Consider the following 12,075-nt stretch of genomic DNA (forward strand, 5'->3'; position numbering starts at 1 on the left):
CACGGTGCGTGGGCTGGTAAAATGAGGTACTTTCCCCATTTTCCGAAGATTCTTTTCCTATGTCCGGTAATACTTTTGGCAAATTGTTCTCTGTAACTACTTTTGGTGAGTCGCACGGTCCCGCGATTGGTTGTGTGATCGATGGGTGCCCACCAGGTTTGCCGTTGTCCGAAGCCGACATACAGCCGGAGCTGGACCGTCGCAAACCGGGCACGTCGCGCCACGTTACCCAGCGCCAGGAGTCGGATACGGTAGAGATTCTGTCGGGCGTGTACGAGGGCGTGACCACCGGCACGCCGATCGCGCTGCTGATCCGCAACGAGGACCAGCGCAGCAAAGATTACGGCAATATCGCCGACACATTCCGTCCCGGCCATGCCGACTACACGTACTGGCACAAATACGGCGTGCGCGATCCGCGCGGCGGCGGCCGTTCGTCGGCGCGTCTGACGGCGCCGGTGGTCGGCGCGGCGGCGATCGCCAAGAAGTGGCTGCACCAGCAATATGGCACGGTGTTCAAGGGCTGTATGAGCCAGCTAGGCGAGATTGCGGTGCCGTTCCAGGACTGGTCGCACGTGCCGGACAATCCGTTCTTTGCCGCTACGGGCGACGCTGCCGTCATCGAGCGCATGGAAGCCTATATGGATGAGTTGCGCAAGGCCGGCGACTCGATCGGCGCGCGCATCGATGTGGTGGCGCAGAATATTCCGGTTGGCCTGGGCCAGCCGATTTACGACAAGCTGGATGCCGACATCGCCTACGCCATGATGGGCATTAACGCCGTCAAGGGTGTGGAAATTGGCGCCGGCTTCAAGTCGGTCGAGCAGAAAGGCACCGAGCACGGCGATCCGCTGACGCCGCAGGGCTTCGTCGGCAATAACGCCGGCGGCGTGCTGGGCGGGCTGTCGACCGGCCAGGACATCACGGTGTCGATCGCCATCAAGCCGACGTCGTCGATCCGCACGCCGCGGCCGTCGATCGACAAGGCAGGCAATCCGGTGATGGTGGAGACCTTCGGTCGTCACGATCCGTGCGTGGGCATTCGCGCCACGCCGATTGCGGAAGCCATGCTGGCACTAGTGCTGATCGATCATGCGCTGATGCACCGCGCGCAGTGCGGCGACGTGAAAGTGTCGACCCCCAACATCGCGCTGTAATTGGTTCCTGCACAAGCGCTCAGCTTCGCTTTATTCCTCTTCTGTTACTACGCCCACGCGGGCACCTGGTCGACCTACGCGACGCTGTTCTTTGCCGATAAGGGCATGACGGTCGCGCAGATCGGCGTGCTGATGTCGATGATCCAGGTGCTGCGTATCGTCGGCCCCAATGTGTGGGGCTACGTGGCCGATCACTACGACCGCCGCGTGCTGGTGCTGCGCATGGCCGGGTTTGCCGCGCTGGTTGGCTTCTCGGGCTTTTTCTTCGGCAGCAGTTTTGGCCACTTCATGCTGGCCATGGTCATCCTCAATCTGTTCACCAGCGGCCAGGCGCCGATCTGCGAAGCGCTGATGCTGTCGGAGATGAAGGGCGACCTGACTTACTATGGCCGCATCCGCATGTGGGGTTCGATCGGCTTTATCGTCTCGGTGACGCTGGCGTCGGTGGCGCTGGAGCATTACGGCATCGTCACGCTGCCGTGGGTGGCGGCGGCGCTGTTGGTGGCGACCATTGTGGCGGCGTTTCGTCTGCGCGACGTGCCGCGCCGCACGCATGCGGTGGCGCCGCCGCCATTGCTGTCGCTGCTGCGCCGACGCGAGGTGCTTGCCTTCTTCGCATCCACCGCGCTGATGGTGTCGGCACATACATCGCTGTACACTTTTTATTCGCTGTACCTGGAGCGCAGCGGCTATAGCAAGACCGTGATTGGCGCCATGTGGTCGCTGGGCGTGTTGGCTGAGGTGATGCTGTTTTATTTCCAGGCGCCGCTGTTCAAACGCTGGGGCGCGATGCGCATGATGTATCTGGCGCTGGGCGTTGGCGTGGTGCGGTTCCTGATGATCGGACTGGGATCGCATGATGTCTGGCTGCTGGTGGTGGCGCAGCTGATGCATGCGGCCACCTTCGCGCTACATCATTCGTCGTCGGTGATGTCTTTGCAGCGTTGGTTCTCCGGGCCGTTGCAGGCGCGCGGGCAGGCGTTGTACATGAGCATCTCGTACGGCATCGGCGGTTCAGTGGGCGGACTGTTCCTGGCGCAGTGGTGGGAGCGCGCCGGCGCCGAGAGCGTGTACTTCGTGGCAGCGGTGCTGGTGTGCTTGTCTGCAGTGGCGGCAACGTTGTCATTCCGCTGGCAGCGCAACGACGGCTATCAATCAGGCCTGACTTTGTAGCGCATCAATACGGCCCGGCAGGGCGCCGGCGTAGACTGGGCGAATGTCCAACGCTCCGGCTGCCCGCTACGATTTACCTTGGAAGAGCGCATTGACGCATGCGTTTCGCGCTTTCATGACGTTCTTCTTCGCTGAGCTTGCTGAACAGATCGAGTGGTCGAAAAGGCCACGCTTCCGGGACAAGGAACTGGCTGGTTTAGGTTTCGGCGACGCCCCTGGCGGTTTGGTGGCGGACAAGCTGGTGGAGGTGTTGCTGCGCAACGGCGTCGTGCAGTGGGTTCTGATCCACGTCGAAGTGCAGGCTCAACGCGATGCCGCGCTGGCTCGCCGCGTGCTTGACTACAACTACCGGATTTTCAAGCAATATGGCCAGCCAGTCGCCAGCCTGGTGCTGTTGGCCGACGACGATCCTCAGTGGCGCCCGCAGGCTTTCCATAACAAGGTATTGGGTACGGAAATGGGGATCGCATTCACCACTGCCAAGCTGCTGGACTATGCCAACCGTAGTGATGCGCTGTTGGCATCGCACAACCCGTTTGCCTGGGTCACGCTGGCTCATCTGCGGACACAGCAGGCGCACCGCGACCCCGATGCGCTCTACGCCGCCAAATGGCAGCTGACCAAGCTTCTGTATCAACATGGTTGGCGCAAGCAGCGCATAATTACGCTGTTTAACGTGATTAACTGGATGATGGCTCTGCCGGAAGTCCATCAGCGGCGCTACTGGCAAGCGGTTCTCCAGCTGGAAAAGGAGCGCAACATGAAATTGCTCAACCCTTTGGAACAGATGTTCATGGACGACGGAATGGAGAAGGGCCTGAGGCAAGGCTTGGAGCGAGGTCTGGAACAAGGCCTGGAAAAAGGCCGCAGAGAAGGTGCGGCACTGGTGCTGGAACGTCTGCTCACCCAACGTTTTGGACCGCTGCCCCAAACTGTGCGCAAGAAACTAACGCAGGCCAGCATGGAGCAACTCGGCGCCTGGAGCGATGCGCTGGTGGACGCGCAATCGCTGAAGCAGGTGTTCGTGTAGCGGCTCGTCAGCCTTAGCGCGCGACTGCTTCCGATACTACGCCATGGCGTCGCTCGACGGCGCGCACCACCATTGCGCGCATGTCGTTCAGCAGCGAAAACTCGGTCTGGCTCAGCTGGATCGGGGGGAAGGATTCGTCCCAGTCGCCATACAGGAAGCCGGCCGGCTGGCCGTTGGCCGACAGCGGCAGGATGACGAAGCTGCGTGCTTCGGCCAGCGAACTGCGCCACCACAGCGGCAGCTTGGCCGAGAACTTGGCGTCGTGGGCGTTTTCGATGAAGATCACGCGATCGCTGTTCAACGCCGCATGAAACACATTGGGCTCGTAAGCGTCGTCGAACGTCATCGCCGACAACAACTCGCGGGTGCCTTCGCCGAAGCTGATCTTGGCCGCATATTTGTTCTCCTTGCGGTTGCGCACAAACGCCACTGCACGCGAGAAGTCCAGACCTTTGTACACCGTTTCCAGTGCGATCTGCACCATCTGCCCCGGACTGGCGCTATCCAGCACATCGCGCATGTCGGACAGGCCGCTCAGCAGGATCTTGTTGCCGGCCGCGCGCTGACGCGTCTTGGCCAGCGCCTTGGCGCGGCGCTCGGCAGGGCGCGACAGTGGTGCGATGCTCAAATCGTTGGCGGCGATGACCTTGGCCTGTTCGATGGCGTGAATCAGATTCGGCGCTTCCACGCCCAGCATGCCGGCGTAGCTTTCGGTCAGCTGCCTGACTTTTTCGGCGCCGTCGGCGTCGTCGTGCCACAGCGATTCCGCGCAACGCGCCGCCATGGTGGACAGGGCGGCGATCCAGTCGGCCGGCGAAATTTCCTCGCCCGCTTCAACCGGCGCCAGCGTGCGCATGCCGTTCAGCAGCGACTTGGGCAAGCCCCAGTGCGCCGCCGCTGCATGGCCGACTTCTTCCAGTGTCACGCCCAGCAGTTCGGGCGCCACGTCTTCCACCGTGCGGCCGTCCTGGTCGGCCAGACGCTGCAGCTCGTTCCAGCGCTCCGGCATGTAGTAGGTGAGCATCATGCGGCCCAGCGTGTGCAGCATCGAGCACACCACGGCTTCTTCGCCATGACGGCTTTCGGCGGTGTAGGCGATCTGCTGCGCCACCAGCCCGGCCAGCACGGCCTTCTCCATTTCGATGTGGGCGACTGTGGTGTCGGTCGACGTCGTCGCCAGCTCTTCAATCAGCTTCAGGCCCAGCGCCAGGTGGCCGATGGCTTCCGTGCCCAGCACCAGCACCGCTTTCGATACCGTGTTCACATGCTGGCCGAAGGCCGAGTACATGCCGCTGTTGGCCAGCCGCAGCACCTTTTGCGTTAGCACCGGATCGGACAGCACGGTGCGCGTCATGTTGAATTCCTGCTCATCCTCGCCGCGCATGGCTCCGAGAATGGCGGTGATTGCCTTGGCAAAGCCTGGCATATCGCCGCGCCGGCGCGTGCAGTCGCCCAGCTCGCTCAGGGTCTTGTTGCCCAGGGCCGTGCTGGCCTTGTAGCTGCTGATCATGGATGCACCTGCCGCAGTTCGGCCGGCACCACGTTGGCGTGGATGCTTTCCTTCAGCGCCGCCAGCGCCACATTGGCCGCCATCGGCTTGCCGGTCAGGTAGCCCTGAATGTACTGGCAGCCGCGCTGTTCCAGGTAGTGCAGCTGCTCTTCGGTTTCCACGCCTTCCGCTACCACCGACAAATCCAGGTGCTTGGCCAGATCCAGCACGGCATTGCAGATGGCGCCGTCCTTTTGCGAACCGGGCAGGTCGCGGATGAAGGTGCGGTCGATTTTCAATACCGAGATCGGGAAGCGCTTCAGGTAAGCCAGGGAGGAATAGCCGGTGCCGAAATCGTCAATCGCGATGCGCGCCTTGCGTTCGGCCATTTTAGACAGGATGGACTCGGCGTGCACCGGGTCGATCATCAGCGTGCCTTCTGTGATTTCTAAAACCAATTGCTCACCAAGTAGGCCGGAAAAAGCAATTGCGTCATCCAGCACATCCAAAAATTTATCGTTGCGGAATTGTCGGGGACTGATATTAACAGAGATGTACAGGCTGCGCTTGGCCACCTCTTCGAACTGCTTGAGCTGCACGCAGGCCGCCTTCAAGGCCCACGCGCCCAGCAGATTGATCAGGCCATTGGTCTCGGCGATCGGGATGAAGCGCGCCGGCGGCACCATGCCCAGCGTCGGATGCTTCCAGCGCATCAGCGTTTCAAAGCCCTGGATTTCGCGCGTGTGGGCGTCGACGATCGGCTGGTAGTACAACAGGAATTCGCCTTCGCGCACGGCCTGGAACATGGCCGCTTCCAGCGAAATGTCGTGTTGCGGCGGGCCGGCCAGATCCTGGCTGTAGACCACGGCGCGCGCTTTGCCGGTTTCCTTGGCGCGCGACATGGCGGCATCGGCCAGGGCCAGCAGGCGGATGTCGTCCTCGCCGTGCTGCGGATAGACCGAGACGCCGACCGAGGCGCCGACGTAAATCGTGTGGCTGTCAATTTCAAACGGCGACTGCAAGGTGGCGATCAGGCGGCCGGTAACCAGTTTGATCTGCGCTTCGGTGGCAGTGCCGGGCAGAATGGCGACGAATTCGTCGCCGCCCACGCGCGCCAGCGTGTCGCTGTCGCGCAGCGTCTTGCGCAGGCGTTGCGCGGCCATGCGCAACAGCGCGTCGCCGATCGGGTGCCCGAGGCCATCGTTGACTTTCTTGAAGCCGTCCAGGCCGATCGAGGCGACAGCGAAACCCTGACCGGAGCGGCGCGAGTTGGCGATCACCATGCGCATGCGGTCCGACAGCAGCAGGCGGTTTGGCAGTTCTGTCAAAGCGTCGTGCGTGGCCATGTGGCGCAGGCGTTCTTCGGTGGCGTGCTGCACCGTCATGTCGCGGCCGACCACCAGCAGTTCCGGCGCGCCGTCGGCATTGGCGTAGCAGGAGATCCGCAGCTCGTGCCAGATTTCGAGATCGGGGGTTTTGATGCGCGCTTCCAGCAACTGCGGGGCGCGCGAGGCCAGCGCGGCGGCCAGCACGGGTGGCAGCAGCGGCTGGTCGCCGTCGGCCAGCAGTTTCACCAGTGCCGTGCCCGCCAGCGGCGCCGTGCTGCCGATGCGGGCAGTCGCGCGGTGGCTGGCAAATAGCAGTTGGCCGAGCTGGTTCAATCGAAACACAACATCGCCAGCCTCTTCCATGAGGTTATCCAATTCATGACGCGGCTGGGGCAGAACACTGGTTGGCATCGCGAAGATTTACTCTTTCAATTTATGCATGTAACAGTTTGGTGGCGCTTGTCTTGCAAAACCAGAACGCAATGTATCACCGATGCCACTGAAATTACATGAAAAAAGACAACATTCCAGCGACTTTTGTATAAAACTCTTGAGTTCGGTCTAAAAACCACTTTCTAGAGGGGAAAAACGCCTTTGCGCGGGGTTGGATTGATGGCGGTTTGACAAAAATACCGGCTCTCGATATGCAGCGCATGCTCGAAGTCCACTTGCAGTCCTTCGACCATCGCGCACAGGATGGCTTCGGCTGCGGGATGGGGGCCGCCGGCGCGTTCGCGCAGCTTGGCGGGCGCCGCCTGCAACAGTGCCCGCAGCGGCGCCGAATCGATGGTGCCGCCGGGCAGCCGGTAGTGTCGGGCTTGCCATGGCTGGCGGCTGGCGCGTGTGTCCTGGACATGGCTGGCCAGCTGCGCCAGTTCGGGTTCGCCGGCGGCGATGTTGTGCAGCAGACCGGCTTGCTGCGCCTGTGTTGCACCCAATACCGCGCCGTCGAGCAGCAGTGGCATTGCGGCCTGCACGCCGGCCAGCCGCACGGTACGGGTGATTTCGCCGGCCACCGGCGCCAGTCCCAGCTGCACCTGCGGCAGGCTGATGCGCGTATCATGCAGGCCGATGCGGTGCGGGCAGGCCAGCGCCAGGCCGAGCGCATGGCCGCTGACTTCGCCCGCCAGGGCGGCGACCACGGGAATGCCGAGGCTTTCGAGGCGCAGCAGCAGCGCGTTATAGGCTGTCAGCATGTGCATGCAGTCGGCGGCCTGGGCCGGCGTCAGCGCCAGCAGGTGTTCCAGTTCGTGGCTGGTGGCGCCCTGATCGGCGTCGAAGCCGATGATGACGGCGGATAGCTTGTCGCGCTGGAGTTCCAGTTTGTCCAGCAGCGTCGCCAGCTCGCGCTGGAACAGGCGGCTTAGCGGATTGATGGTGCGCGCCTTCATCAGAACGCCTAGCGCGGCGCCGTTTTGGTGCGTGGTGATCATCTCATAGCCGCTCGATGATGGTGGCGATGCCGATGCCGCCGCCCACGCCCATCGCCACCAGGCCGTAGCGCAGGCGGCGCGCTTCGAGCTCGTCGAGCAGGGTGCTGACCAGCATGCAGCCGGTGGCGCCCGGCGCATCGCCCAGCGCGATGGCGCCGCCGTTGACGTTGACCTTGTCTTCGGCGATGTCCAGCTCGCGCACGAAGCGCAGCACCACGGCGGCAAAAGCTTCGTGGACCTCAAACAGGCTGATGGCGTTGATTGGCAGCCCAGCCTTTTTTAGCGCCTTGCGGGCGGCGGACGCCGCACCGGCCAGCATCAGCAGCGGATCGGCGCCGGTCACGGCCGCCGCCACGATGCGTGCGCGTGGTTCCAGCCCCAGCCGGGAGCCGGCGGCCTTGCTGCCGACCAGCGCCAGCGCCGCGCCGTCGGCGTTGACGCCGGCGTTGCCAGCCGTGTGCGGGTGGCGCAGGCGCTCCAGTCGTGGGTGCTGGCGCAGCGCCACGCTGTCGAAGCCGGATTCGCCGTACGCATCAAACGACGGCTTCAGGCTGGCCAGCGCTTCCAGGCTGGTGGCCGGTTTCAGGCATTCGTCTTCGGCCAGCACCGGCACGCCATTCTGATCGCGCACAGGTACCACGGCGCGCAAGCGGCCGGCAGCGCGGGCAGCGGCGGCGCGTTGCTGCGAGCGCAGCGCGTAGGCGTCCAGTTGTTCGCGCTGGCAGTCGTCCAGCGTGGCGATCAAATCGGCACTGATACACGGTGGGACGTAGCCGGTCAGCAGACTGGTCTCCGGGTCCAGCGACCAGGCGCCGCCGTCGGCACCGGGCGGTACGCGCGACATCGATTCGACGCCTCCGGCCACCACCAGGTCGTCCCAGCCGGAACGCACTTTCTGCGCCGCCAGATTGACGGCGTCCAGCCCGGATGCGCAGAAGCGGTTGAGCTGGACGCCGGCCACTTTGCAGTCCCAGCCGGCGGCCAGCGCGGCGATGCGGGCGATATTGGCGCCCTGGTCGCCGACCGGCGTGACGCAGCCGAGCAGCACATCGTCGATCAGGGCGGTGTCGATCTGGTGACGCGCCTGCAGTTCGCGCATCAGCCCGGTGACCAGCGAAATCGGCTTGATGCTGTGCAGGCTGCCGTCCGGCTTGCCGCGGCCGCGCGGGGTGCGGATCGCCTCATAAAGATACGCGTCGCTCATGGCATCTCCTTTTGAATATGCTAGTCTGAGCATTGTTCAAGAAAACTGACAATAGCAGTTTGAACGGAGACAAAATGCAGGCTTTCGAGACCCACGAAGTGCGCAATACTGTTGCGCCGTTTGAGAATATCAACCTGTTTGCAGCCGATCCGGCCCTGCAGGAAGCGCTGGCGCGCGAAGGCGCTGGCGACGCGGCCGCCGCGCTGCATGTGCTTGGCGCCGAATTGGGCAAGGCGGAAACGCTGGACCTGGCGCGCCTTGCCAACCTCTACACCCCCAAGCTGCACAATTTCGACCGCGAAGGCCATCGCATCGACGAGGTGGAATTTCACCCGGCATGGCATCAACTGATGGGATTGCTGATTGGCCACGGCACGCATGCCTCGCCGTGGCAGGGTGGCGCCGGCGCACAGGTGGCGCGGGCGGCCCGCTATCTGCTGTTCGGCCAGGTGGAGAATGGCTCGCAATGCCCGGTGACGATGACCTACGCTTCGGTGCCGGCGCTGCGGCAGGTGCCGCGCATTGCCCAGAAGTGGCTGCCGAAAATCCTGTCCAGCCAGTACGACCCGCGTTCGCTGCCGATCGAGCAGAAACACGGCGCGCTGATCGGCATGGGCATGACCGAGAAGCAGGGCGGTTCCGATGTGCGCGCCAATACCACGCGCGCCGAGCCGGTGCCGCCATCCGAGGCGCATGCCTTGTTTGGCAAGGAGGGCGACGACGTATTCCGTATCGTCGGACACAAGTGGTTTTTCTCGGCGCCGCAAAGCGATGCGCACTTGATTCTGGCGCAGACCGATACCGAAGGCAGCGCCGGCCTGTCGTGCTTTTTCCTGCCGCGTTATCTGCCGAACGGCGAGCGCAACGCCATCCGCGTGCAGCGGCTCAAGGACAAGGTCGGCAACCGTTCGAATGCGTCGTCTGAGGTGGAGTTCACCGGCGCCTACGGCTGGCTGATCGGCAAGCCGGGACGCGGCATCCCGACCATCCTGGAAATGGGAAGCCATACCCGGCTCGATTGCGTGCTGGGCAGCGCCGGGGCGATGCGCGCCGCCTTGACGCATGCGCTGCACCACGCCCGACGCCGCGTAGCGTTCGGCCGTCCGTTGGCCGAGCAGCCGCTGATGCAAAATGTGCTGGCCGATCTGGCGCTGGAATCCGAGGCCGCCACCGTGCTGGCGATGCGGCTGGCGCGCTGCTTCGATGAGTCCGCCGATCCGGCGCAGGCGATGCTGGCGCGCATCCTGACGCCGGCCGGCAAGTATTGGGTCTGCAAGCGCGGGCCGGGCTTCGGCGCCGAGGCCATGGAAGTGATCGGCGGTAGCGGCTATGTCGAGGATAGTCCGCTGGCGCGGCTGTACCGCGAGTTGCCGGTCAACTCAATCTGGGAAGGCTCGGGCAATGTGATGTGCCTGGACTTGCTGCGCGCGTTCAACAAGTCGCCCGAGGCGCGCGAAGCGCTGGCGGCCGAACTGGCGCTGGCCGGCAGCGGCGATATTTTCTTCGTCGCCTACCGTAGCACGCTGCTGGCCGACCTCGCGCAGCAGCAGGCTGACGAATTCAGCGCGCGCGTGCTGGCCGAGCGGGTGGTGCTGGCGGTGCAGGCGGCATTGCTGCTGCGGCATGCGCCGCCGTATGTGTCGTCGGCATTCGTGGCGTCGCGCCTGAAACGCGAGCCCGGCGGCACGTATGGGCGGCTGCCGGGCGGCCTGGATTGTGCGGCAATTCTGGCGCGGGCGTTGGTGGAATAGGGCATCCGGCTTGTATAATGCGCATATAACTATCTGAACAAGAGCTACCTAATGAAACAAGATCCGCGCTTTCCTAACCTGTTCATCACCGACCATCCACTGATCCAGCACAAACTGAGCCACATGCGCGCCAAGGATACGTCGACCCGTACCTTCCGCGACCTGCTCAAGGAAATCACGCTGCTGATGGGTTACGAGATCACCCGCGATCTGCCCCTGACTACCCGCAACATCGAAACCCCGTTGATGGCCATCGACGCACCGGTGATCGCCGGCCGCAAGCTGGCCATCGTGCCGATCCTGCGCGCCGGCATCGGCATGAGCGACGGCCTGCTGGACCTGGTGCCGTCGGCGCGCGTCGGCCACATCGGCGTGTTCCGCGATCCGGCAACCCACCAGCCGGTCGAATACCTGGTGCGCCTGCCTGATACCGCCGAACGGACGTTCATCCTGTGCGACCCGATGGTGGCGACCGGCAATTCGGCGGTACACGCCGTGGACGTGTTGAAAAAGCGCGGCGTCACCGATGAACAGATCATCTTCCTGTCGCTGGTGGCGGCGCCGGAAGGCATCGAAGTGTTCCAGAAAGCCCACCCAGGCGTAAAGATCTACTGCGCCTCGCTGGATTCGCATTTGAACGACCACGCTTACATCGTGCCTGGCCTGGGCGACGCTGGCGACCGTATTTTCGGCACAAAATAATATGGCTACGCCTGTCGATCCCGATTTCCGCGCCCGCCTTGCGGCCCTGAACGAGAAGTTCGCCGCCACCGTGCCCGGCACCCTGGCCAAGATCCGCGCCGCGCTCGACGAGTGCCAGTCCGGTGGTGATCAGCCGTCGCAGGCGGCGCTGCATCAGCTGCACGAAGTGCTGCATGGCGTGGCAGGATCGGCCGGCACCTTTGGCTTCACGGTCTTTGGACAGGAGGCGCGCCGCGTCGAGCAGCTGGTGCGCGCGGTGCTGTCTAGTCATAGCGGCTGGCCACCGGTGGCGCCGGAAGTAGCGAAACTGCTGGCGTGGGCCACGCGTGACGCCAAGGCAACGACGTTCGAATGAGCCGTGCGCTTGATGTGGATCAAACACGATAGTATTAAGATGTCTATAGTGACATTCACTGCCCAACGCGAGCGGTTTTTACTAAGAAAAACAGCGGTTTGCATTTATTTTTACGAAAACGTGCTTTTCTCTCGTAAATGGGTATAATACGGCATCGTTTAGATTCAAGAGTAGTACAGTTTGTCTTTCTTGCCTCAAAAACGATATCACGGGCGCAAGCCCAAATTAACTGAAATAGGAATTGTAATGGCAACTGGTATCGTAAAATGGTTCAATGACTCGAAGGGTTTCGGCTTTATCACCCCTGACGAAGGCGGCGAAGATCTGTTCGCTCACTTCTCGGCGATTCAGTCGGCTGGCTTCAAGTCGCTGCAAGAGAACCAACGTGTTTCCTTCGAAGTAACCGCTGGCCCTAAAGGCAAGCAAGCTTCGAACATTCAGCCAATCTAATAC

General features: G+C 63.0%; 11 protein-coding genes. 7 read left to right on the forward strand and 4 right to left on the reverse strand.

Features of this window, described 5'->3' with window-relative positions; genetic code table 11:
* Window positions 1–59: 59 nt before the first annotated feature.
* The 3 genes from aroC to HH213_RS24670 are packed head-to-tail and all read left to right on the forward strand — an operon-like array spanning window position 60 to window position 3,360.
* Window positions 60–1,157 carry a chorismate synthase gene (gene aroC / locus HH213_RS24660; RefSeq protein WP_110847721.1) on the forward strand — a complete coding sequence of 366 codons (1,098 nt, stop codon included), beginning with the start codon at window positions 60–62 and terminating at the stop codon, window positions 1,155–1,157.
* The gene (locus HH213_RS24665; protein ID WP_169114003.1) at window positions 1,158–2,330 is read left to right on the forward strand and encodes an MFS transporter; all 1,173 of its coding nucleotides are present in this window, start codon (window positions 1,158–1,160) and stop codon (window positions 2,328–2,330) included.
* 43 nt (window positions 2,331–2,373) lie between these two features.
* The gene (locus HH213_RS24670) at window positions 2,374–3,360 is read left to right on the forward strand and encodes a DUF4351 domain-containing protein (RefSeq protein ID WP_169114004.1); all 987 of its coding nucleotides are present in this window, start codon (window positions 2,374–2,376) and stop codon (window positions 3,358–3,360) included.
* A 13-nt stretch (window positions 3,361–3,373) separates the two neighbouring features.
* Here the strand turns inward: HH213_RS24670 and HH213_RS24675 are convergent, their stop codons facing one another.
* The 4 genes from HH213_RS24675 to HH213_RS24690 all read right to left on the reverse strand — a co-directional run bounded on the left by HH213_RS24675 (window position 3,374) and on the right by HH213_RS24690 (window position 8,814).
* The gene (locus tag HH213_RS24675; RefSeq protein ID WP_169114005.1) at window positions 3,374–4,870 is read right to left on the reverse strand and encodes an HDOD domain-containing protein; all 1,497 of its coding nucleotides are present in this window, start codon (window positions 4,868–4,870) and stop codon (window positions 3,374–3,376) included.
* On the reverse strand, window positions 4,867–6,540 hold the full coding sequence (locus HH213_RS24680) for a putative bifunctional diguanylate cyclase/phosphodiesterase (protein ID WP_169114006.1): 1,674 nt from the start codon (window positions 6,538–6,540) through the stop codon (window positions 4,867–4,869). Before HH213_RS24680 ends, HH213_RS24675 begins: the two co-directional genes overlap by 4 nt.
* Before the next feature lie 212 nt (window positions 6,541–6,752).
* On the reverse strand, window positions 6,753–7,610 hold the full coding sequence (locus HH213_RS24685) for an enoyl-CoA hydratase-related protein (protein WP_169114007.1): 858 nt from the start codon (window positions 7,608–7,610) through the stop codon (window positions 6,753–6,755).
* Window position 7,611: 1 nt separating this feature from the next.
* The gene (locus tag HH213_RS24690; RefSeq protein WP_169114008.1) at window positions 7,612–8,814 is read right to left on the reverse strand and encodes an acetyl-CoA C-acetyltransferase; all 1,203 of its coding nucleotides are present in this window, start codon (window positions 8,812–8,814) and stop codon (window positions 7,612–7,614) included.
* A 74-nt stretch (window positions 8,815–8,888) separates the two neighbouring features.
* Between HH213_RS24690 and HH213_RS24695 the strand changes: the two genes are divergently transcribed.
* The 4 genes from HH213_RS24695 (at window position 8,889) to HH213_RS24710 (ending at window position 12,072) form a co-directional block, all read left to right on the forward strand.
* Window positions 8,889–10,565 (forward strand): isovaleryl-CoA dehydrogenase, encoded by a 1,677-nt coding sequence (locus HH213_RS24695; protein WP_169114009.1) that lies wholly within the window; start codon window positions 8,889–8,891, stop codon window positions 10,563–10,565.
* Window positions 10,566–10,616: 51 nt separating this feature from the next.
* Entirely contained in the window at window positions 10,617–11,267 is a 651-nt protein-coding gene (gene upp, locus HH213_RS24700; RefSeq protein WP_169114010.1) for a uracil phosphoribosyltransferase, read from the forward strand.
* A gap of 1 nt (window position 11,268) precedes the next feature.
* On the forward strand, window positions 11,269–11,622 hold the full coding sequence (locus HH213_RS24705; protein WP_169114011.1) for an Hpt domain-containing protein: 354 nt from the start codon (window positions 11,269–11,271) through the stop codon (window positions 11,620–11,622).
* A 246-nt stretch (window positions 11,623–11,868) separates the two neighbouring features.
* Window positions 11,869–12,072, forward strand: coding sequence for a cold-shock protein (locus tag HH213_RS24710; protein WP_020703630.1), 204 nt, complete (start codon window positions 11,869–11,871; stop codon window positions 12,070–12,072).
* The last annotated feature ends 3 nt before the right edge of the window (window positions 12,073–12,075 follow it).

The organism is Duganella dendranthematis (genome assembly GCF_012849375.1).
GTDB lineage: Bacteria > Pseudomonadota > Gammaproteobacteria > Burkholderiales > Burkholderiaceae_D > Rugamonas > Rugamonas dendranthematis.